Genomic DNA, 21690 nt, shown 5'->3' with positions numbered 1-21690 from the left:
CGTTGCAGGGGGGATGGTCTGATCCGCGCATTATAACCCCAGCCGCCGCTATTGCCGCTCGGGCGCCGATGGGGGGAAAATTGGCCCACACGGGCCCCGCCAGGACGTCCTCGGGGCCAGGATCCTTCCAACCACGAGACCGGGGCCACGCGGCGCCGGCGTTGCCTTCTTGCTGTGAGGAGAATCCTGATGCCCTCCCGGAGAGACCTCGCGAACGCCATCCGCGCCCTCAGCATGGACGCGGTCCAGAAGGCCCGGTCGGGACACCCCGGCGCGCCGATGGGCATGGCGGACATCGCCGAGGTGCTCTGGAACGACTTCCTCAAGCACAACCCGGCCGACCCCGCGTGGCCGGACCGCGACCGCTTCGTGCTCTCGAACGGCCACGGCTCGATGCTGCTCTACTCCCTGCTGCACCTCTCGGGCTACGAGCTCTCCCTGGAGGACCTCAGGCAGTTCCGCCAGCTGCACTCGAAGACCCCCGGCCACCCCGAGCACGGCTACACCCCGGGCGTGGAGACCACCACCGGCCCGCTCGGCCAGGGGCTCGCCAACGCCGTCGGTATGGCGCTCGCCGAGAAGGTCCTGGCCGCCCAGTTCAACCGGCCCGGCCACGCCGTGGTGGACCACTACACCTACGTCTTCCTCGGTGACGGCTGCATGATGGAGGGGATCTCCCACGAGGTCTGCTCCCTCGCCGGCACCTGGGGGCTCGGCAAGCTCGTCGCCTTCTACGACGACAACGGGATCTCCATCGACGGCCACGTCGAGGGCTGGCTCACCGACGACACCCCCGCGCGCTTCGAGGCCTACGGCTGGCACGTCATTCGGGACGTGGACGGCCACGACGCCGCCTCCATCCGGCGGGCGGCCGAGGAGGCGCGCGCCGAGCGCGACCGCCCGACCCTCGTCTGCTGCAAGACCGTCATCGGCTACGGCTCCCCGAACCTCGCCGGGAGCCACGACTGCCACGGCTCGCCCCTCGGCGAGGAGGAGGTCGCGGCGACCCGCGAGAACATCGGCTGGCCCCACCCGCCCTTCGTGATCCCCGAGGAGATCTACGCCGCCTGGAGCGCCCGCGTCCGGGGCGCCGCGGCGCAGGACGAGTGGCGGGAGCGCTTCGTGGCCTATCGGGCCGCCTTCCCCGAGCTCGCGGCCGAGCTCGAGAGGCGCCTCGCCGGCGATCTCCCCGCGGACTGGGAGGAGAAGGCCAGCGCCTTCGTGGACGCCGTGGCCGCGAAGGCCGAGAGCATCGCGACCCGCAAGGCCTCGCAGAACGCGCTCGACGGCTTCGGTCCGCTGCTGCCGGAACTCCTCGGCGGCTCGGCCGACCTCGCCGGCTCGAACCTGACGCTCTGGAAGGGATCGAAGGGCGTGCGCAGGGACGACGCCTCGGGCAACTACGTCCACTACGGCGTGCGCGAGTTCGGGATGTCGGCCCTCATGAACGGCGCCGCCCTGCACGGCGGGTTCATCCCCTACGGCGGCACGTTCCTCGTCTTCATGGACTACGCGCGCAACGCGGTGCGCATGGCAGCGTTGATGAAGCAGCGCTGCGTCTTCGTCTACACGCACGACTCGATCGGCCTCGGCGAGGACGGCCCGACCCACCAGCCGGTGGAGCAGGTCGCGGCCCTGCGCCTGACGCCCAACATGTCGGTGTGGCGCCCGGCCGACGCGGTGGAGACCGCCCTCGCCTGGAAGGCCGCGCTCGAGCGCCGGACCGGGCCCACGAGCCTCGTCCTGTCGCGCCAGAACCTCGCCCACCAGCCGCGCACCCCGGCGCAGATGGCCGCCGTCGCCCGCGGCGGCTACGTGCTCCTGGAGCCCACCGGGGGGCCGGAGGCGATCCTGATCGCCACGGGCTCCGAGGTCGCCCTCGCGGTCGACGCCGCCCGCCGGCTGAACGACCGGGGACGGCGGGTACGGGTCGTGTCCATGCCCTCGACCGACGTGTTCGACGCCCAGGACGCCGCCTACCGCGAGTCCGTGCTGCCGGCGGCGGTCGCCGCGCGGGTCGCGCTCGAGGCGCTCGTCGCGGACGGGTGGTACAAGTACGTGGGGACCGCAGGCCGGGTCGTCGGCATGCGCAGCTTCGGCGAATCGGGCCCCGCGGGGGCCCTGTTCAAGCACTTCGGATTCACCACGGAGAACGTGGTCCAGGCACTCGAGGAAGTCCTCGCCGCCTGAGCCCGCGGTTTCGCGTTCATTCGAAAGATCAATGCGTTGAGGGAGGCTAGAGCAACATGGCAATCAAGGTCGCAATCAACGGCTACGGGCGCATCGGCCGCAACATCCTGCGCGCGCTCTACGATGCGGGCCGGACCGGGGAGATCCAGATCGTCGCAGTCAACGATCTGGGCGACGCCAGCATCAACGCGCACCTGACGCGCTACGACACCGTTCACGGCAAGTTCGCGGGCAGCGTCGCGGTGGACGGCGACTCCCTGGTGGTCAACGGCGACCGCATCCGGGTCCTCTCCCAGCACGACCCCGCGAAGCTGCCCTGGGGCGAGCTCGGAGTGGACGTGGTGATGGAGTGCACGGGCCTCTTCACCAGCAAGGAGAAGGCGGGCGCGCACCTCGCCGGCGGCGCGAAGAAGGTCATCATCTCGGCGCCGGGCGGCAAGGACATCGACGCCACCGTCGTCTACGGCGTCAACCACAAGACGCTGAAGGCCTCGGACACGATCATCTCCAACGCCTCCTGCACCACCAACTGCCTCGCGCCCCTGGTGGCCCCGCTGCACGAGAAGATCGGCGTCGTGCGCGGCCTGATGACGACCATCCACTCCTACACCAACGACCAGGTCCTCACCGACGTCTTCCACAAGGACCTGCGCCGGGCCCGCTCGGCCACCATGTCCATGATCCCCACCAAGACCGGCGCCGCGGCGGCGGTCGGCCTCGTGCTCCCCGAGCTGAACGGCAAGCTCGACGGCTTCGCGATGCGCGTGCCGACGATCAACGTCTCGGTGGTGGACCTCACCTTCGAGGCCGCGCGCCCGACGAGCAAGGACGAGGTCAACGCGATCCTGAAGGAGGCCGCGCAGGGCGAGCTGAAGGGGATCCTCGCCTACAACGAGGAGCCGCTCGTCTCCATCGACTTCAACCACACCGCCGTCTCCTCCACCTACGACGCGGGCCTCACCAAGGTCATCGACGGCAAGCTGGTGAAGGTCCTGTCCTGGTACGACAACGAGTGGGGCTTCTGCAACCGCATGCTCGACACCACGCTCGCCCTGATGAAGGCGAAGTGAGGGTCCCCCGGGCGGGGTCCGGGGCGGCGTCCGGCCGCCCTCCCCCGCCCTCGCCTGCGAATGCCAGCGAAGGAGCCGGTGATGAACGTCATCAAGATGACGGACCTCGACCTCAGGGGGAAGCGCGTGCTCGTGCGCGCCGACCTGAACGTGCCGGTGAAGGACGGCAGGGTGACGAGCGACGCCCGCATCAGCGCCTCGATGCCCACGTTCCGCCACGCGCTGGACCAGGGCGCTCGGGTGATGGTCGTTTCCCACCTGGGGCGCCCCACGGAAGGCGAATACTCCGAGGAGAACTCCCTGCGCCCCGTCGCCGAGGACCTCTCCGCCAAGCTCGGCCGGCCGGTGCGGCTCATCCGGGACTGGGTCGAGGGGGGCTTCGAGGTGGCCGAGGGCGAGCTGGTCCTCCTCGAGAACGTGCGCTTCAACCGGGGTGAGAAGAAGAACCTCGACGAGACGGCGAAGAAGTACGCGGCACTCTGCGACGTGTTCGTGATGGACGCCTTCGGCACCGCGCACCGGGCCGAGGGCTCCACCCACGGCGTCGCGCGCTTCGCCCCCGTCGCCTGCGCCGGGATCCTGCTCACGCGGGAGCTCGACGCGCTCCAACAAGCCCTCGCCCACCCCGCCCGGCCAATGGTCGCCATCGTCGGCGGCTCGAAGGTCTCCACCAAGCTGACGGTGCTCGAGGCGCTCTCCGAGAAGGTCGACCAACTGGTGGTCGGCGGCGGCATGGGCAACACGTTCCTCAAGGCGAGCGGGAAGAACGTGGGCAAGTCGCTCTGCGAGGACGACCTCGTCCCCGTCGCCCGGGACCTGATGAAGAAGATGAGCGCGCGCGGCGCGACCATCCCCGTCGCGGTGGACGTGGTCGTGGGCAAGAACCTCGACGCCGCCGAGCCGGCCGTCGTGAAGGACGCGGGCGCGGTGGCCGACGACGACATGATCCTCGACATCGGCCCGCGCAGCGCCCGGGAACTGGCCGACATCATCCTCGCGGCCGGCACGGTCGTCTGGAACGGGCCGGTCGGCGTCTTCGAATTCGATCAGTTCGGCGCCGGCACCCGCACCATCGCCGAGGCGATCGCCGCAACCCGGGCCTTCACCCTCGCCGGCGGGGGCGACACCATCGCCGCCATCCAGAAGTACGGCATCTACGACAAGGTGTCGTACATCTCCACCGCGGGCGGCGCCTTCCTCGAGTTCCTCGAGGGCAAGAAGCTGCCCGCAGTCGCCATCCTCGAAGAGCGCGCCACCGGGAAGTAGAGGGAGAGTTCCGCCATGGCCCTGATTTCACTGCGCCAGCTTCTGGACCACGCGGCCGAGCACGGCTACGGCTGCCCGGCGTTCAACGTCAACAACCTCGAGCAGATGCGCGCCATCATGGAGGCCGCGCACGAGACCGACAGCCCCGTCATCGTCCAGGCCTCGGCCGGCGCCCGCAAGTACGCCGGGGCGCCGTTCCTTCGCCACCTGATCCTGGCCGCGGTCGAGGAGTTCCCGCACATCCCGGTGGTGATGCACCAGGACCACGGGACCTCGCCCGCGGTGTGCCAGCGCTCGATCCAGCTCGGGTTCTCCTCGGTGATGATGGACGGGTCGCTCGGCGAGGACGGCAAGACGCCGACCTCCTACGAGTACAACGTGGACGTCACCCGCCGCGTCGTGGAGATGGCCCACGCCTGCGGGGTCTCGGTGGAGGGCGAGCTCGGCTGCCTCGGCTCGCTCGAGACCGGCGTCGCGGGAGAGGAGGACGGGATCGGGGCCGAGGGGACCCTCGACCACAGCCAGCTGCTCACCGACCCGGAGGAAGCGGCCCGCTTCGTGAAGGCGACCGGCGTGGACGCGCTCGCGATCGCCATCGGCACCAGCCACGGCGCCTACAAGTTCACCCGGCCGCCAACCGGCGACATCCTCGCCATCGACCGCATCCGCGAGATCCACGCGCGCATCCCCAACACCCACCTGGTGATGCACGGCTCCTCCTCGGTGCCCCAGGACTGGCTCGCCGTCATCAACCGCTACGGCGGCGACATGGGCGAGACCTACGGGGTGCCCGTCGAGGAGATCCAGGAGGGGATCCGCAACGGCGTGCGCAAGGTCAACATCGACACCGACCTGCGCATGGCCTCCACCGGGGCGGTCCGCAAGTTCCTGGCCGAGAACGGCAAGGAGTTCGACCCCCGCAAGTGGCTCACCGCGTCCATCAAGGCCATGAAGGGGATCTGCAAGGCGCGCTACGAGGCCTTCGGGACCCCGGGCTACGCCTCGAAGATCAAGCCCATCTCCCTCGAGAAGATGGTCCGCCGCTACGAGAGCGGTGAGCTCGCCCCCCGGGTGACCTGATTCAGCGTGTCAGCTGCCCGAAGAGCGCCGGCAGGCGCTCGGGCAGGCGCTGGACGCGGTCCACCACGGCGAAGCGGGTCGCCCCGAAGATCCGCGCCACGTACTCGTCGGCCGCGGGGTCCAGCGTCAGGCAGAAGGTCTGCACCCCGCGGGCGGCGAGCTCCTCCACCGCCTTGCGGGTGTCCTCGCGCAGGTACTGCGGGTCACGCACGTCGATGTCGGCCGGCTCGCCGTCGGTCACGAGGAGCAGGAGCTTCTTCTGCTGACGCTGGCGGCGCAGGAAGCCCGCGGCGTGACGCAGCGCCGCTCCCATCCGGGTCGAAAGCCCCCCTTGCATCCCGGCGAGCCGCGCCTTCGCGGCGTCGTCCCAGGGCTGCTCGAAGTCCTTGAAGCGGTAGTACTGGACGTCGTGGCGCCCGTCCGAGGCGAAGCCGTGCACGGCGAAGGGGTCGCCGATGCCGTGGATGGCCCAGGCGAGGAGCGTCGTCGCCTCCCGGGCGAGCTGCAGCACCGGCCGATCGCTGCCCGGAAGGACCTCGCGGGTGGACTCGGAGAGGTCCAGCAGCAGCAGGACGGCGAGGTCCCGGGTCTTGCGCACGTAGCGCACGCTCACCCGCGGGTCCGGCGTCTGCCCCAGGCGCAGGGCCACCATCGCCCCCACCGCGGCGTCGATGTCGATCTCCTCCCCGTCCTCCTGGCGGCGCAGGCGCACCAGCCCCTGGGGCTGGAGGGCGTCGATGGTGTGCCGGATCCGGCGCGCGAGCGGCCCGTACTGCGCCAGGATCGCGTCGATGTCGGCCGCGCGGCCCCGGGGCTGGCGCTTCTCCAGGACGGTCACCCAGTCGGGGCGGTGCAGCTGCACCTGGTAGTCCCACTCCGGATAGGGGTGCGGCTCGCTCACCGGCTCCCGGCCCTCGAGACGGTTCACGCTGACCCCGGGGGGGTCGCCGTCGCGGAAGAACTCGCTGGTGAGCGTCCACACCTCCTGGGCGTCGTCACCGGCCAGCTCGCAGTCGACCTCGTTGACCATCTCCATGACGCGGACGGTCCTGCGGGTCTGCCGCTCACTCCCCGGGACGTACCCGGCCTCCGGCCAGGCCGCCTCGTCCGCGGCCCAGAGGTAGCGGTTGTCGTCCCGGTAGGGCGCCCCGGCGGCCTCCAGGACCCGCAGCGCAGGGAGGGCGCCCACCGCCGCGGCGAGCCCCTCGTGGAGCGCCGCGCCGAGCTCCCCGGACCAGCGGGGGTCGGTCGCACGCCCCGCGAGCTCCCGGTGGAAGCGCGCCGCCACCTCGCGCACCCAGGGGTCAGGGTCCCCCTGCCCCGAATCCCCCTGGCCCGAATCCCCCTGGCCCGCGTCCCGCCGCTCCGGGTGTCCCTGCCCCGGGTCCAGCAGCGCCCGGGCGCAGCGCTCGAGCCGGCGCACCACCGGGTCGCGCTCCGCCCCGGGCGATTCCACCCGCGCGGCGTGGAACGGCGCCCAGAGCGCCCTCAGCCCCGGGAGCTCGCGGATCGCGAGGGCCTCCACCCGCGCGTCCTCCACGAGCCCGACGAGCAGCCGGCGCACCGGGTCGAGGTCCCCGGACCCGAGGGGCCGGCGCGTGTAGGTGAGGTGCGCCGCGGCGTGGGCCGCCGCCGCGCGGTACAGGTCCCGGCCGGGGAGCCCCGCGAAGTCGTCGCAGGCATCCGGGAGGTGGATCACCCCGGCCTCGATGAAGGGCCGCGTCCCCTCCCGGGTCTCGTGGTCCCCGGAGGTCGGCCGCAGGTAGAAGTCCCGCCCCCAGAGGGCGCGCAGGTAGAAGTTGAGCCCGCGCTGGGTGTCCACGAAGAGCGTCCCGCGCCGCTCCCGCTGCAGCACCGCGCGGCTGTCGGCGGACTCGAGGGCGAAGTAGGCGGCGAGCGCCGGGTAGTCCCGCCCGTGCACCTGCGCCCCCCAGAGCGCCCAGCGGCGCAACCCCCCGAGCGTCAGCCGAGAGAACAGCTCGTCCAGGCGCGAGAGCATGGGCCGCAGGCCCCGGGGCGCCTTCGCCGAGAGCTGGTGCACCAGGGCGAGGTAGCCGCGCAGGAGCTCCGGGTCACCGAGCCGCCGCGCGGCCGTGGGCAGGCTCGAGAAGAGGAGGCCGACCACCTCGCCGCTCACCATCGAGGCGAGCTTCATCGCGGCGCCGACGCAGTCCGCGACGACGTCCTCGCCCACCTCCCTGCAGACGGGCGGCATCGCCTGGAGATAGGACACCACGAGGTCGCCGCCGCGGCCGAGCCCGCGCAGCGCCTTCGCCCCTTCGAGGTAGCCCTGCAGGGCGCGCGGCGACATGCAGCGCGCGGCCTCCGCGAAGCTCGCCGCCAGCGTGTCCCGCACCGCCGGGTCGGCGCCCTCGAGGAGCTCGCGGTGCTCGTCGAGGCTGACGCTCATCCGAAGAACGTCGCGACCGCCGCCTCCAGGGTCTCGCGCAGGTCCGGGTCGTCGGTGAGGGGGCGGACCAGGGTCATGGAGCAGGCCGCGCGCGCCTCGATGCCCCGGGCGATGAGGCTCCCCGCATAGACCAGGAGCCGGGTCGAGATCCCCTCGTCGAGGCCGTGCCCCTTCAGGTTGCGGGCGCGCTGGGCGACCTGCACCAGCTTCTCAGCCGTCGCGGCGTCCACACCGCTCTCGTGGGCCACCACCTCCACTTCCACCTCCATCGGCGGGTAGCCGAAGTCGATGGCCCCGAAGCGCTGCTTGGTCGACTGCTTCAGGTCCTTCATCAGGCTCTGGTAGCCGGGGTTGTAGGAGATGACGAGCTGGAAGTCGGGGTGCGCGCGTACGAGCTCACCCTTCTTGTCGAGCGGGAGCTGGCGCCGGTGGTCGGTGAGGGGGTGGATCACCACCGTGGTGTCCTGGCGCGCCTCGACGACCTCGTCGAGGTAGCAGATGGCGCCGATCCGTGCGGCCGTGGTGAGCGGGCCGTCCTGCCAGCGCGTGCCCGAGGCGTCGAGCAGGAACCGCCCCACCAGGTCCGAGGCGGTCATGTCCTCGTTGCAGGCGACGCTCACCAGGGGCTTGCCGAGCCTCCAGGCCATGTACTCCACGAAGCGCGACTTGCCGGCCCCGGTCGGGCCCTTCAGCATCACCGGCATGCGCGCGCCGTAGGCCGCCTCGTAGAGGACGACCTCGTCGGCGACGGTGCGGTAGTAGGGCTCTGCGCCCACCAGGTACGGGTCGCGCTCGTTCACCGCGGTTCCTCCGGTTGCGACGAAAAGGCCCCCGCCGGCGCGCCGGTCGGGGGCCCCGGTCCCTCCACCGCCCCGGCTCAGGCCGCGACCGGCCCCCGGTGGACCACCATCGCGGTGCCCTGGGACTGGGCGAAGTTGTCGTAGCCCACGAGGCGCACGTGGTGATTCGGGTGCGCCTGGTGGCAGGCCTCGGCCTCGGCCAGGATGCGGTCGACGTCGGTCTCGCCGAACATCGGCAGCTTCCACATGTACCAGTAGTGGTCGAAGGCGTTCTCCGGCTCGGTGTGCTCGATGGCCGGGTTCCAGCCCTTCTTCACGATGTACTCCACCTGCTTGCGGACCTGCTCCGGGGTCATCGGCGGCAGGTAGGAAAAGGTCTCGAACTTGCGGCTCTTCGGGTCGCTCAGGCTCGACTGGTAGTCCTGCATCTCGCTCATGGTGTCTCGGCCTCCCGGCTCATCCGTCCCGGCGGCGCGCCCGCGGGCGAAAACGGCCCCGGGCGGCGGCACGCCGACTGGCGCGTCTACTTGTGGGCGACGTCGAGCTTGTCGACGGTGTCGAACTCGAACTTGATCTCCTTCCAGGTCTCCATGGCCACCTTCAGCTCGGGGCTGTGGCGCGCGGCGCCGGCCAGCACCTCCCGCCCTTCCTTCTCGACGGCGCGGCCCTGGTTGCGGGCCTCCACGCAGGCCTCCAGCGCCACGCGGTTGGCCGCCGCGCCCGCCGCGTTGCCCCAGGGGTGCCCGAGCGTGCCGCCGCCGAACTGGAAGACCGAGTCGTCGCCGAAGATGGAGAGCAGCGCCGGCATGTGCCAGACGTGGATGCCGCCCGAGGCGACCGCGAAGACGCCCGGCATGGCCCCCCAGTCCTGGTCGAAGAAGATGCCCCGGCTGCGGTCCTCGGGGATGTGCTTCTCGCGCAGCAGGTCGATCCAGCCCAGGGTGGAGGCGCGGTCGCCCTCGAGCTTGCCCACCACGGTGCCGGTGTGCAGGTGGTCGCCGCCCGAGAGGCGCAGGATCTTGGTGAGCACGCGGAAGTGGATGCCGTGGTGCGGGTTGCGGTCGAGCACCGCGTGCATCGCGCGGTGGATGTGCAGCAGCACCCCGTTGTCCCGGCACCAGTTGGCGAGGCCCGTGTTGGCGCAGAACCCGCCGGTGATGAAGTCGTGCATGATGATGGGCGCGCCGAGCTCCTTGGCGTACTCCGCACGCTTGTACATCTCCTCGGGCGTCGGGGCGGTGACGTTCAGGTAGTGGCCCTTGCGCTCGCCGGTCTCCTCCTCGGCCTTGTCGACCGCGTCCATGACGAAATCGAAGCGCTGGCGCCAGCGCATGAAGGGCTGGCTGTTGACGTTCTCGTCGTCCTTGGTGAAGTCGAGCCCCCCGCGCAGGCACTCGTACACCGCGCGCCCGTAGTTCTTCGCCGAGAGTCCGAGCTTCGGCTTGATGGTGCAGCCGAGCAGCGGGCGTCCGTACTTGTTCAGGATGTCGCGCTCGACCTGGATGCCGTGGGGCGGCCCGCCGCAGGTCATCACGTAGGCGATGGGGAAGCGCACGTCCTCCAGGCGCAGGGCGCGCACGGCCTTGAAGCCGAACACGTTCCCGACGAGCGAGGTGAAGACGTTCACCACCGAGCCTTCCTCGAAGAGATCGATGGGGTAGGCGACGAAGGCGTAGAAACAGGTGTCGTCGCCCGGCACGTCCTCGATGCGGTAGGCGCGGCCCTTGTAGTAGTCGAGGTCGGTCAGCAGGTCGGTCCAGACCGTGGTCCAGGTGCCGGTGGAGGACTCGGCGGCCACTGCGGCGGCCGCCTCCTCGCGGGGCACGCCCGGCTGGGGCGTGATCTTGAAACAGGCGAGCAGGTCGGTGTCGGCCGGCGTGTACTCCGGCATCCAGTACGTCTCGCGGTATTCCTTCACGCCCGCCTTGTAGGTCTTCACCGCCATCGCTCAGCCCTCCCGGGGGAGATGTTTTTTTTCCGGGGCCGCCGTGGCGGCCGAGGCCATGAGGGCCTCGACGTCGGCGACCGTCTTCGGCACGGCGCGGGTCAGGACCTCGCACCCGTCTCGGGTGACCAGGACGTCGTCCTCGATCCGGATGCCGATGCCCCACCAGCGCCGGGGCACGCCGCGCGCGCCCGGCGCCACGTACAGCCCCGGCTCCACGGTCATGGTCATGCCGGGCTCCAGCACCCGCCACTCTCCGTCCACCTTGTAGTCGCCCACGTCGTGCACGTCCATGCCGAGCCAGTGGCCGGTGCGGTGCATGTAGAAGGGCTTGTAGGCCTCCTCCTTGACCAGCCGCGGCACACGCCCCTTGAGCAGGCCCAGCTCCACGAGGCCGCGGGTGATGGCGGCGACGGCCGCCTCGTGGGGCTCGTTCCAGTGGTTGCCCGGGCGCACCTTGGCGATCGCCGCCTCCTGGGCCTGCAGCACCAGCTCGTAGAGCTCGCGCTGGGGCGGCGTGAAGCGCCCGTTGACGGGGAACGTGCGGGTGATGTCGGCCGCGTAGTACTCGTACTCCGCGCCCGCGTCGATGAGGAGCAGGTCGCCGTCGCGCAGCGGGTCGCGGTTCTCCGTGTAGTGCAGGATCACCCCGTTCTCGCCGCTGCCGACGATGGGGGCGTAGGCAGAGGCGCGGCAGCCCCCGCTCATGAAGGCGTGCACGAGCTCCGCCTCCACCTGGTACTCGGTCATCCCGGGACGCGCCACCCGCATCGCCCGCACGTGGGCCGCCGCGGTCACCTCGGCCGCGCGGCGCATCAGGCGCAGCTCGCCGGCGCTCTTGACGAGCCGCATCTCGTGCACCAGTTGGTCGAGGGCCACGAACTCCCCCGGCACGCTCACCCCGGCACGCGCCCGGCTGCGCACGCGGCTCACCCAGCCCATCACCTGCTGGTCGACATCCGGGTATACGCCCATCGCGTAGAACACCCGGTCGCGGTTCTCGATGAGCCCCGGGACGATGTCGTCGATGTCCCCGATGGGGAAGGCGTCGTCCGCGCCGTATTCCGCGCACGCGCCCTCGAGGCCCGCCCGGCGCCCGTTCCAGACCTCTTTCGCCAGGTCACGCTCGCGCACGAAGAGCAGGTACTCGCCCTCGGGCCGCCCGGGGACCAGCACCATCACCGCCTCGGGCTCCGGGAACCCCGTCAGGTAGTAGAAGTCGCTGTCCGGACGGAAGGCGTATTCCACGTCGCGGTTGCGCATGCGCACCGGCGCGGTGAAGAGGATCGCGACGCCGTTCGCGTCCATCTGGCGCATGAGCGACTTGCGCCGGCGGGCGAACTCCTTGCGGTCGAGGGTGAGCCCGCTCATCAGTGCACGGTCGGGTGTTCCACGCGGTCGCGCTCGCGCAGGTCCTCGTAGAGCAGCATGACGGCGACCCGCACGAACTCGCTCACCTCGAAGAAGGCCCGCTCGTCCTCCTCCCCTTCGGCCTGGGGGTCGAGCCGGCTGACCTCCGTCAGCTCCTCCAGCACCTCGCGCGCCTCGGGGCTGAGGGAGCGATGGTCCAGCCCCGCGACCCCGAGACCGTAGAGAAACGCGTCGCACCAGTCGATGAGGGCCTCGGTGCGCAGCGCGAGCGCCGCGTCGTCCTCGGGCAGGAAGAGCTGCAGCCCCGCCTCCTCGCCGGCGAGAGCCGCGGCGCTCGCCCCACGCAGGTGCGCGAGGAGCTCCCGCGCCCCGGCGGGGTCCGCCTCGCCCTCGGGGCTCGCGGGCACCACCTCCCCCATCCAGCGCTCGTCGGACACCGCGGGGTCGACACAGAGCATCGCGCAGACGAGCCCGTGGCTCTCGGCGGGGCTCATCTCGGAATCGGCCTGGCTCAGCGCCGACTCCAGCGATTCGTAGGTGGGCTCGTGGTCGGTCACGGTCGGCTGCCTTCGCGAAGAGAGGTCCGGGGCTATGCTAGCACCGCCCCACGGGCGCCCCAACCACCGCCAGGGCGCGGGAAAAGCGTGACACCGCGCGCCGTTGACCCCCTCAGGCCCCGGTTCTATAGTGCCGATAAAATGAGCAGATGGCGCACGGCTCGGCATCCCGTCCGAGGGACGGACCGCAGGCCGGAGCCCACACCGGGGAACCCATGGACACGCCGGACATCAAGGCGCTCGAGCAACTCGTGGACGAGTTGATCGCCAGGAGCAAACGCCTCTCCGAGGAGAACCGCGCCCTGCGCAATCAGCACACGCACCTGCTGACCGAGCGCGCGGCCCTCATCGAGAAGACGGAGCACGCACGCAATCGGGTCGAGTCCATGATCGCCCGCCTGAAGTCCATGGAGATGTGACGTGCCCGAGGCCAGCACCCCGATCTCCATCCGGATCCTCGACAAGGAATACACGGTGGGGTGTCCGCCGAGCGAGCGCGACGCCCTCCTGCAGGCTGCGCAGCTGCTCGACCACAAGATGCGCGAGATGCGCGACGGCGGGCGGGTCATCGGGGCCGAGCGGGTCGCCGTGATCACCGCGCTCAACCTCGCGCACGAACTGCTCCAGGACCGCCGCCGCCACGATATCCTCGCCGACGCGGTGGGCGCGGGAATGCAGCGGATCCAGGGCAAGCTCGAGCTCGCCCTGCGCAGTGACAGCAGCGGACAAACGGTTTAGAGTGCTTTACGTCCCCTGTGGTGTTCGCAAAGAGATCCAGTACTCTTTGAGCCTATATCACAGCCCTCGGGGGTCGGCTCTCGGCGTCGTTGTGCATGTCCGCCACGCTGCGGAAAGCCTGAGACGCCGATCCATTCCCCCAAGTTGAACTTCGGTTCAAGGGGGCAGGATCTCGGTCGGCACCTACGGGGGACACCTCATCAAGGCACGCCGCACACCGAGCCCAGCCCGATCCACCCGGACCTGCCTGCGGTGACCCCCTCGAGCGACCTGCGCCGGGCGCTGCGTGAGCAGCGCCGGCGGTTGGACCCGGCGGCCCGGGCACACGCGAGCGCGCGCATCTGCCGGGCCCTCGCCGCAACCGGGGCCTTCCACCGGGCCCGGCGCCTGGCGGTGTATCTGTCCCGGGGGGGCGAGGTGGACCTCGCGGCCCTGGTGACCCGGGCCTGGCAGGCGGGCAAGCGCTGCTACCTGCCCGTGGTCGAGCGGGGGCGCCTGCACTTCCTGCCCTACGCGCCGGACACGGTCCTGCGCCCGAACCGGTTCGGGATCCCCGAGCCGGCGGTGGCGGCCAACCGCCAGGTGCCCGCCTCCGCCCTCGATCTGGTCGTACTGCCCCTCGTCGCCTTCGACGCCGCGGGCAACCGCCTGGGGATGGGCGGTGGCTACTATGACCGCACCTTTGCGTTCTCCCACCGGCGCCTGCGCTGGAGGCGACCGGTCCTGGTCGGCGCCGCGTACCGCTTCCAGCGGGTCCCCGCGCTCGCCGTGAGCCCCTGGGACGTCCCCCTCGACGCCGTCGCCACCGAGGCCGGCCTGGAGTGGTTCCGCCGATGACACACCGCCGGAAGAATCACAGACCCCCGGAACGGCCCCGCCGGAACCGCTTCGGGCGCGCCCTCGGACGCCCGGGCAAGGCGCCGGGGATCGAGCCGCACGAGCTTCCGGGCCTCGCACGGGGCGACGCCCCGATCGTGGTCACCTGCGTCGACTACTGCCCGGAGCAGGTGCGCGTCGAGCGGGTGGACGACGTGCGCAGCTTCCTCGCCACTCACCGCCCCGAGTGGTCGAGCGTGCGCTGGATCGACGTGGTGGGGGTGGCGGACCCGACGCTCCTGCGCGCCCTCGCCGAGAAGTACGAGCTGCACCCGCTCGCCGTCGAGGACGTGGTGAACCGCGGGCAGCGCCCGAAGGCCGAGGACTACCCCGGCTCGCCGGATCGCCCCGGACGCCTGTTCGTGGTGGTCCGGCTGGTCGACCGCGTGGACGGCAATCTGAACACCGAGCAGGTGAGCCTCTTCCTCGGGCGCGACACCGTGCTCAGCTTCCGCGCGCGCGGGCCGGAGCCGTTCGCGCCCATCGTGCAGCGCATCGAGACCCCCGGCTCACGGCTGCGCCGCAGCGACGCGAGCTTCCTGCTCTACTGCCTCATCGACGCGGTCGTGGACCACTCGTTCCCCCTCCTGGAACAGATCTCCGAGGGCCTCGAGGAGCTCGAGGATGCGGTCTTCCAGGACCGGGCGGGGCGCAACGCCCCCCAGCGGATCCACCGCATGAACCGGGAGCTGACGGTCCTGCGCCGCGTCAGCTGGCCCATGCGGGACCTGCTGGACAACCTGCATCGCGAGCACCACGAGTGCCTCTCCGACACGACGCGGACCTACCTGCGCGACGTGCACGACCACGTGGTGCGCATCCTCGACCTGCTGGAGACCTACCGCGAGCTCGCCGCCAACCTGGTGGAGATGCACATGGTCTCGGCCTCCAACCGCCTCGGCGACATCGTGAAGACGCTGACCATCATCAGCACCATCTTCGTCCCCCTGACCTTCCTCGCCGGCGTCTACGGCATGAACATGCCCATCCCGGAGAACGAGTCCGCCTGGGCCTACCCGGTGTTCTGGCTGGTGAGCGTCGGCATCGCCGGCGCCCTCCTCTACTGGTTCCGCCGCCGCGACTGGCTCTGACCGGCCGGGGCCCGGGGCGGGTCAGGTCAACCCGAGGACGTGCAGGAACCGGTACAGCCCGTAGGCCATGCCACCGGCAGCGGGGATGGTCAGGATCCAGGCCCACAGCATCCGCTCGACGATCGTCCAGCGGATGGCCGAGAAGCCCTTGGCGGCGCCGACGCCGAGGATGGCGGCGGAGATGTTGTGGGTGGTGGAGAGCGGAATGCCGAGGGAGGAGGCAATGGTGATGATCGTGGCCGCGGACGTCTCGGCCGCGAAGCCGTGCACGGGCTGCAGCCGGACCATCTTGTGGCCGAGCGTGCGGATGATGCGCCAGCCCCCCACGGCGGTGCCCGCCGCCATGGTCACCGCGCAGGTCACCTTGATCCAGGCGTCGATGTCCCCGTGGGCGAGCGCCGCCTCGCTCGGGTGCAGCCAGGCGAGCCATCCGGGCAGCCCGTCGAGCGTCCCCGCCTGCTGGGCGGAGACCAGGGCGAGGGCGATGATCCCCATCGTCTTCTGGGCATCGTTCAGCCCGTGGGCCAGCCCCATGTAGGTGGCCGAGGCCAGCTGGGCCTTGCCGAAGAAGGCGTTGGCCCAGCGCGGCCGGGCGATGCGCCGCAGGACCCCCGGCCTGAGTGACATCCCCCAGAACAGGGCGAAGAGCAGGCCCATCAGCAGCAGCCCGACCGTGAACCCCAGCAGCGGGCTGGTGACCATCGGCACCACGACCTTCCAGAGCACCCCGGCGCTGCGGTACCAGGAATCCGCCGGCTGCGACCAGATGACCGAGCTCCAGCGCCCGTCGCTGGCGGCGATGGCCGCGCCCGCCAGCCCCCCCACCAGGGCGTGGGAAGAGGAAGAGGGCAGGCCCACGTACCAGGTCGTCAGGTTCCAGACGATTCCGCCCGCCAGGGCGCACACGATCACCTGGGAGGTGACCTCGACGACCGCCTGGTCGATGAGGCCCGAGGCGATGGTCTTCGCCACCGCGGTGCCCCAGAGCGCGCCGACGAGGTTGGCCACCGCCGCCAGCCCCACCGCCTGCATCGGCGAGAGCACCTTGGTCGCGACCACGGTGGCGATGGAGTTCGCCGTGTCGTGGAAGCCGTTGATGTACTCGAAGACGAGCGCGGCGACGAGCACCAGGACGAGGGTGGAGAGCAAGGTCTTCCCCCTCAGTTGTTCTTCAGGACGATCTGGTAGGCCACGGTGCCGGCCTCGCGGCAGCGGTCGATGGCCTTCTCCAGGATCTCGAAGAACTCCTTGATGAGGAACATCTGTTGGCCGCCGAAGCGGCCGGCGTAGATCTCCCGGTACAACTCCAGCATGAGCCGGTCGGCCTCGCTCTCGATGGAGCGCAGGCGGTCGTTGAGCAGTCTCATCTCCTCCGCCTTCATACGGCGGAGCTTCTGGACCATCTCCAGCACGACCTCGGCCGCCTGCTCGAGCATGGCCGCCCGGGGCGCGAAGTCCACCCCGTCGAGGATGCCGGTGGCGAGCGCGTAACGCTCGGCGAAGCGTTCGACCTGCTTCGGGATCCGGACGAGGGCGGCGCGCAGCGCCTCGATGTCCTCCCGCTCGAGAGCGGTGACGAAGCTGCAGAGGAGCTCCTCGTTGATCTTGTCGGAGACGGCCCTCTCCCGTTCCCGGGCGAGGCGAAAGGTATCGAGCTGGAGCGGCTGGTGGTGCTCCCGGAGCATGGTGTGCAAGGCCCGGGTGCTGTCCACGGCGGTCACCGCGGCATCCTCGAGCAGCCCGAAGAACTGGGTGCCCTTACCGAAAATCGTCTGCAGGGAGAACATGAGAGCCCCTCGGTGGAGCGGGAGTGCCGGCCCGCGGGGGGCCCGGGGCCCCGGGCCCGGCCGGCGGGCGAAATGATATAACGGCACCCACCCGATGCGGTCCCCCCGAATCGAATCCCTCTTCCGGAGGAGCCCGCCACCCCCCGTCGCGGCACGGGTTGGAGTCGAGCCGCCCGGCAGGTAGAGTGCGTCTTCCCCCAGGAGGAGGTGCGAGATGACGCAATTCGAGAACATCCTCTTCGTCGTGAACCCCGACGAGCCCTGCGCCCTGGTGCTGGAGCGCACGGTGGCGCTCGCCGAGAACAACCAGGCCGCGCTCACGGTCGTGGACGTGCTACCGCAGCTCGCCCTGGGCACCGGCGCGCCGGAGACCGGGACCCTCGCTCTCGAGCTGCAGGCCGGGCTCGCCGCCGAGCGCGGCGCGCTCCTCGAGGGCCTCGTCTCGCCCTTTCGCGAGCAGCTTCCCATCCGGACCCGGGTGCTGACGGGCACCCCCTATCTCGAGGTGGTGCGCGAGGTGATCCGCGCCGGTCACGACCTCGTGGTCCGGCCGCCCGAGCGCCCCGGCTGGCTGGACCGGGTCTTCGGGAGCGACGACATGCACCTCCTGCGCAAGTGCCCCTGCCCGGTCTGGCTCATCCAGTGCGCGGCCGCGAACGCGAGGCCGCGCATCCTGGCGACGGTGGACGCCGACGACCGGTACCCCGCGGAGGAACTGGAGACCCGGCGCGCGCTGAATCACGAGGTCCTCGGGCGGGCGGCGGCCCTGGCCCTGTCCGAGTTCGCGGAACTGCACGTCGCCAGCGTGTGGGACGCCATGGGTGAGTCCCTGCTGCGCGGCCCGTTCGGGAACACCCCTGAGGAGAAGATCGCACCCTACGTGGCGTACGCGCGCCAACGCGTCGCGACCAACCTCGACCGGCTGATGCTCGACCTGGAGGACACCATCGGCAAGGAGACGGTGCAGTACCTCAAGCCGAGCGTGCATCTGGTGAAGGGTTCGGCGCGCAAGGAGATCCCCGCCCTCGCCAGGCAACTGGAGGCGGATCTCGTGGTCATGGGGACGGTGGCCCGCACGGGGATCCCAGGCTTGATCATGGGCAACACGGCCGAGGCAATCCTCGAGCAGATCGAGTGCTCGGTCCTCGCCATCAAGCCGCCGGGCTTCGTCACGCCCGTCTCCCTGCAGGACTGACGCCCCGGGGCCTTGGCCCGGGGGGGCGATGGGGTTACTGTGGCGCCATGCCGGGGCCGGGCGTGGCGGTGACACCGCGCGGCCGGGAGCTCGGGGTAGACTGATCGATCGGGCCAGGCCTCAGTCACACCTGGCGCAACCTGAGGGGCAACGAGATGCACGAGAAGAGCGTGGAACTGCTGAACCGCGCGGTCGCCGACGAACTGACCGCCGTCCACCAGTACATGTATTTCCACTTCCACTGCGACGACATGGGCTTCGACCTTCTGGCGGGCCTGTTCCGGCGCACCGCGATCGAGGAAATGGGGCACGTGGAGCGGCTGGCCGAGCGCATCCTGTTCCTCAAGGGCGACGTGGCCATGGTCCCCTCGGGGCGCGTAGCGGCCGTCCGCGACGTGGGCGAGATGCTCGCGATGGCCACCCGCATGGAGGAGGAGAGCGCCCGCGACTACAACGCGTGGGCGATGGAGTGCGCCAACGCCGCCGACGCCGTGTCCAAGCAGATCTTCGAGGACATCATCGCCGACGAGGAGCGCCACTACGACCAGTTCGACACCGAGCTGGAGAATCTGCGCAAGTTCGGCGAGAGCTGGCTGGTCCTGCAGTCCATCGAGCGCAGCCGCAACACCGCCGGCGGCGCTGCCGAGACCTGACGGACCGGGGGCCATCCCGGCCCTCCCGGCGCCCGGGGCCCCGCGCCGCCCCGGCGCCGGTCATCGGCCCACGCCGCGGCGCCAGGGGAATCCCTGAATGCCCACCCGATCCGCCCTGCTCGCCTGGGTCTTCGCAGGTCTCGCCCCGGGTGCCGCGGGTACCGACGCGGCTGCCGCGGCCGAACCGATGGCCGTGCTCGTCAGCGTGGCGCCCCAGCAGTATCTGGTGGACCGGGTCGGCGGGGAGCGGCTACGCACCTCGGTGCTGGTCGGGCCCGGCCGCGACCCGCACGCCTACGAGCCGTCCCCGCGGCAGATGGTGGAGGCCTCCCGGGCCCGCGTCTATTTCCGCGTCGGGGTCGACTTCGAGGACGTCTGGCTCGAGCGGATCCGGCAGGCGAGCCCGGGGCTGCGGGTCGTGGACCAGCGCGAGGCGGTCGCGCTCCGCCAGGTCGAGGGCCACCGGCACGGCGAGTCCCGGCAACGGCACGGCGCAGGGCCCGAGACCGGCGGCGCCGGGCGGCAACCCGCAGCACCGGCCCCCGGGCGGCCGGACCCCCACGTCTGGACGAGTCCACCACTCGCGAAGCGGATGGCGGCCCAGGTCCGCGACGAACTGACCCGCTCCGACCCCGCCGGCGCCCTGGCCTATGCCGCGGGCTACGACCGGCTCGCCGGCGAGCTCGACGCCCTGGACGCCGAGATCCGGGCGGCGCTCGCCGGGGCGGAGGGGCGCCGGTTCCTGGTGTTCCACCCGGCCTGGGGTTACTTCGCCGACACCTACGGCCTCACCCAGGTCCCCATCGAGCAGGGCGGCAAGGAGCCCGGCGCCCGCACGCTGGCAGCCCTCATCGAGCAGGCGCGGGGCGCGGGCGTGCAGGTGATCTTCGTGGGGCCACGGGACAACCCCGCCGCCGCGCAGGCCCTCGCCCGGGCCCTCGGGGGCACCGTAGCGGCCGTGGACCCACTCGCCCCGGACTACGCCGACAACCTGCGGCGGGTGACCGCGGCCTTCCGGGCGGCCCTGAGGTAGGGATGGACTCCGTCATCACGCTCGAGGACGTGAGCTTCGCCTACGACGGCGTCGGCGTCCTGGAGGGGGTGAGCCTCGAGGTCGGCAGGCGGGAGTTCCTGGGCCTGGTCGGCCCGAACGGCGGCGGCAAGAGCACGCTGCTCAAGCTCGTCCTGGGGCTCCTCGCACCGACGCGGGGGCGGGTCACGGTGCTGGGCAGCACCCCGGCGGCCGCTCGCCGGCGCATCGGGTATGTCCCCCAGTACCCGTCCTTCTCGCGGGACTTCCCGATCTCGGTGCGGGACTGCGTCGCCCTCGGCCGGCTCGGGCGCACCCGGCCGTTCGGGGGGTTCACCGCCCAGGACCGCGCGCTCGCGGCCGAGGCCATGCGCGAGACCGAGGTCGCCGGGCTCGCCGAGCGCCCCATCGGCACCCTGTCGGGCGGGCAGATGCAGCGCACGCTCGTGGCCCGGGCGCTCGTCTCCGAGCCGGAGGTGCTGCTGCTCGACGAGCCCACCGCGAACATCGACCAGCGGGTCGAGACCGAGATCTTCGACCTGCTGAAGCGCCTGAGCGAGCGCCTGGCGGTGGTCGTCGTCTCCCACGACGTGGGCTTCATCTCCCGCTACGTGACCCGGGTCGCGTGCCTGAACCGCACCCTGATGTGCCACGCCACCGAGGAACTGACGGGCGAGACCATCTCCGCGCTCTACGGCCAGCCCGTGCGCATGATCCACCACACCCACGCGGCCGGCGACCTCGCGGCACACCCCGCCCCCGCGAGCCGATCCGGTGGCCCGACCTCGTGACCGAGTTCCTCCAGGCCCTCTCCCAGCACGCCTTCCTGCAGCACGCCCTCGCCGCGGGCCTGCTCGCCAGCGTCGGCTGCGGGGTCGTCGGCACCTACGTGGTGGTCAAGCGCATCGCCTTTCTCGCGGGCGGCATCGCCCACGCGGTCCTCGGCGGCATGGGCATCGCGTACTACTTCGGGGCGGACCCGCTCTGGGGGGCCCTGGCTGCGGCGCTCGTGACCGCGTTCCTCGTGGGCTGGGTCTCCCTGCGCTGGCGCCAGCACGAGGACACGCTGGTCGGGGCGCTGTGGGCCGTGGGCATGGCGGTCGGGGTGCTGTTCCTGTCGCGCGCCCCGGGCTACGGGCCCGACCTGATGAGCTACCTGTTCGGGAACATCCTGATGGTGACCCGGGAGGACCTCTACCTGATGGCGGCCATCGACGCGGGCATCCTGTTGTTGGTGGGGGTCCTCTACAAGCCGTTCCTGGCCGTGTGCTTCGACGACGAGCTCGCGCTCCTGCGGGGGGTTCGCGTGGAGCTCGTCTACCTCCTGCTGCTCGCCCTGGTGGCGGTGACGGTGGTGCTCCTCATCCGGGTGGTCGGGCTCATCCTGGTCATCGCGCTGCTCACGCTGCCCGCGGCCATCGCGGCCCAGTACGCGGGCTCCATCGGCCGGATGATGCTGCTGGCGACCGTCCTCGGGGCGACCTTCACCAGCGGCGGACTCGCCCTGTCGTATGGCGCCGACCTGCCTTCGGGCTCCGTCATCATCGTCCTCGCCGGGCTCGCGTATCTGGCGTCGACCCTCGGCCGGGAGGCAGTGCGCCGGCGGGCCCGCCGTTGACCGGCTACGCTTG

General features: G+C 71.2%; 21 protein-coding genes and 1 other RNA gene. 14 read left to right on the top strand and 8 right to left on the bottom strand.

The genetic code is table 11. From position 1 onward, the window contains the following. The first annotated feature begins 189 nt into the window (after window positions 1-189). The 4 genes from tkt to fba all read left to right on the top strand — a co-directional run bounded on the left by tkt (window position 190) and on the right by fba (window position 5606). Entirely contained in the window at window positions 190-2190 is a 2001-nt protein-coding gene (gene tkt, locus KA217_04980) for a transketolase (protein MBP7711803.1), read from the top strand. 56 nt (window positions 2191-2246) lie between these two features. After that, window positions 2247-3260, top strand: a complete 1014-nt coding sequence (gap, locus tag KA217_04975) for a type I glyceraldehyde-3-phosphate dehydrogenase (GenBank protein MBP7711802.1) — start codon at window positions 2247-2249, stop codon at window positions 3258-3260. A gap of 81 nt (window positions 3261-3341) precedes the next feature. After that, on the top strand, window positions 3342-4526 hold the full coding sequence (locus KA217_04970) for a phosphoglycerate kinase (protein ID MBP7711801.1): 1185 nt from the start codon (window positions 3342-3344) through the stop codon (window positions 4524-4526). A 15-nt stretch (window positions 4527-4541) separates the two neighbouring features. Beyond that, window positions 4542-5606 (top strand): fructose-bisphosphate aldolase class II, encoded by a 1065-nt coding sequence (fba, locus tag KA217_04965; GenBank protein MBP7711800.1) that lies wholly within the window; start codon window positions 4542-4544, stop codon window positions 5604-5606. 1 nt (window position 5607) lies between these two features. Here fba and KA217_04960 read toward each other — a convergent pair whose 3' ends face one another. From KA217_04960 to KA217_04935, 6 genes are all read right to left on the bottom strand, one after another. After that, on the bottom strand, window positions 5608-8016 hold the full coding sequence (locus KA217_04960) for a nitric oxide reductase activation protein NorD (protein MBP7711799.1): 2409 nt from the start codon (window positions 8014-8016) through the stop codon (window positions 5608-5610). Beyond that, a complete protein-coding gene (locus KA217_04955) occupies window positions 8013-8816 on the bottom strand; it encodes a CbbQ/NirQ/NorQ/GpvN family protein (protein ID MBP7711798.1) in 804 nt (267 codons plus the stop codon). The genes KA217_04960 and KA217_04955 overlap by 4 nt, the downstream gene beginning before the upstream one ends. A 77-nt stretch (window positions 8817-8893) precedes the next feature. Then, complete coding sequence (locus tag KA217_04950; protein MBP7711797.1) at window positions 8894-9253, bottom strand: ribulose bisphosphate carboxylase small subunit; 360 nt, start codon at window positions 9251-9253, stop codon at window positions 8894-8896. An 86-nt stretch (window positions 9254-9339) separates the two neighbouring features. After that, window positions 9340-10761, bottom strand: a complete 1422-nt coding sequence (locus KA217_04945) for a form I ribulose bisphosphate carboxylase large subunit (GenBank protein MBP7711796.1) — start codon at window positions 10759-10761, stop codon at window positions 9340-9342. A 3-nt stretch (window positions 10762-10764) separates the two neighbouring features. Continuing rightward, window positions 10765-12132, bottom strand: a complete 1368-nt coding sequence (pepP, locus tag KA217_04940; protein MBP7711795.1) for a Xaa-Pro aminopeptidase — start codon at window positions 12130-12132, stop codon at window positions 10765-10767. Beyond that, window positions 12132-12689 carry a UPF0149 family protein gene (locus tag KA217_04935; protein MBP7711794.1) on the bottom strand — a complete coding sequence of 186 codons (558 nt, stop codon included), beginning with the start codon at window positions 12687-12689 and terminating at the stop codon, window positions 12132-12134. The genes pepP and KA217_04935 overlap by 1 nt, the downstream gene beginning before the upstream one ends. 215 nt (window positions 12690-12904) lie before the next feature. On the opposite strand from KA217_04935, the gene KA217_04930 reads away from it, so the two are divergent. The 5 genes from KA217_04930 (at window position 12905) to corA (ending at window position 15394) form a co-directional block, all read left to right on the top strand. Beyond that, the gene (locus KA217_04930; protein ID MBP7711793.1) at window positions 12905-13108 is read left to right on the top strand and encodes a TIGR02449 family protein; all 204 of its coding nucleotides are present in this window, start codon (window positions 12905-12907) and stop codon (window positions 13106-13108) included. A gap of 1 nt (window position 13109) precedes the next feature. Next, complete coding sequence (locus KA217_04925) at window positions 13110-13427, top strand: cell division protein ZapA (protein MBP7711792.1); 318 nt, start codon at window positions 13110-13112, stop codon at window positions 13425-13427. Window positions 13428-13436: 9 nt separating this feature from the next. Then, a non-coding RNA gene (ssrS, locus tag KA217_04920) (6S RNA) lies at window positions 13437-13623 on the top strand. Between the two features lie 56 nt (window positions 13624-13679). Then, window positions 13680-14264 carry a 5-formyltetrahydrofolate cyclo-ligase gene (locus KA217_04915; GenBank protein ID MBP7711791.1) on the top strand — a complete coding sequence of 195 codons (585 nt, stop codon included), beginning with the start codon at window positions 13680-13682 and terminating at the stop codon, window positions 14262-14264. Then, the gene (corA, locus tag KA217_04910; GenBank protein MBP7711790.1) at window positions 14261-15394 is read left to right on the top strand and encodes a magnesium/cobalt transporter CorA; all 1134 of its coding nucleotides are present in this window, start codon (window positions 14261-14263) and stop codon (window positions 15392-15394) included. Before KA217_04915 ends, corA begins: the two co-directional genes overlap by 4 nt. A gap of 21 nt (window positions 15395-15415) precedes the next feature. Here the strand turns inward: corA and KA217_04905 are convergent, their stop codons facing one another. Both KA217_04905 and KA217_04900 read right to left on the bottom strand, forming a co-directional pair. Next, the gene (locus tag KA217_04905) at window positions 15416-16543 is read right to left on the bottom strand and encodes an inorganic phosphate transporter (protein ID MBP7711789.1); all 1128 of its coding nucleotides are present in this window, start codon (window positions 16541-16543) and stop codon (window positions 15416-15418) included. An 11-nt stretch (window positions 16544-16554) separates the two neighbouring features. Further along, on the bottom strand, window positions 16555-17181 hold the full coding sequence (locus KA217_04900) for a pit accessory protein (protein ID MBP7711788.1): 627 nt from the start codon (window positions 17179-17181) through the stop codon (window positions 16555-16557). Between the two features lie 214 nt (window positions 17182-17395). Here KA217_04900 and KA217_04895 point away from each other — a divergent pair, with 214 nt between their 5' ends. The 5 genes from KA217_04895 to KA217_04875 all read left to right on the top strand — a co-directional run bounded on the left by KA217_04895 (window position 17396) and on the right by KA217_04875 (window position 21677). After that, window positions 17396-18376 carry a universal stress protein gene (locus KA217_04895; protein MBP7711787.1) on the top strand — a complete coding sequence of 327 codons (981 nt, stop codon included), beginning with the start codon at window positions 17396-17398 and terminating at the stop codon, window positions 18374-18376. A 155-nt stretch (window positions 18377-18531) separates the two neighbouring features. After that, window positions 18532-19029 carry a bacterioferritin gene (locus KA217_04890; protein ID MBP7711786.1) on the top strand — a complete coding sequence of 166 codons (498 nt, stop codon included), beginning with the start codon at window positions 18532-18534 and terminating at the stop codon, window positions 19027-19029. 97 nt (window positions 19030-19126) lie between these two features. Then, window positions 19127-20062, top strand: a complete 936-nt coding sequence (locus KA217_04885) for a zinc ABC transporter substrate-binding protein (protein ID MBP7711785.1) — start codon at window positions 19127-19129, stop codon at window positions 20060-20062. A gap of 2 nt (window positions 20063-20064) precedes the next feature. Next, window positions 20065-20850, top strand: coding sequence for a metal ABC transporter ATP-binding protein (locus KA217_04880; GenBank protein MBP7711784.1), 786 nt, complete (start codon window positions 20065-20067; stop codon window positions 20848-20850). Further along, window positions 20847-21677 (top strand): metal ABC transporter permease, encoded by an 831-nt coding sequence (locus tag KA217_04875; GenBank protein MBP7711783.1) that lies wholly within the window; start codon window positions 20847-20849, stop codon window positions 21675-21677. The genes KA217_04880 and KA217_04875 overlap by 4 nt, the downstream gene beginning before the upstream one ends. Window positions 21678-21690: the final 13 nt, after the last annotated feature.

It is taken from the genome of Gammaproteobacteria bacterium (assembly GCA_017999615.1).
Taxonomy (GTDB): Bacteria; Pseudomonadota; Gammaproteobacteria; order JAABTG01; family JAABTG01; genus JAGNLM01.
The sequence above is the reverse complement of the archived record's forward strand: the minus strand, read 5'-3'. Positions and strand labels throughout refer to the sequence as shown.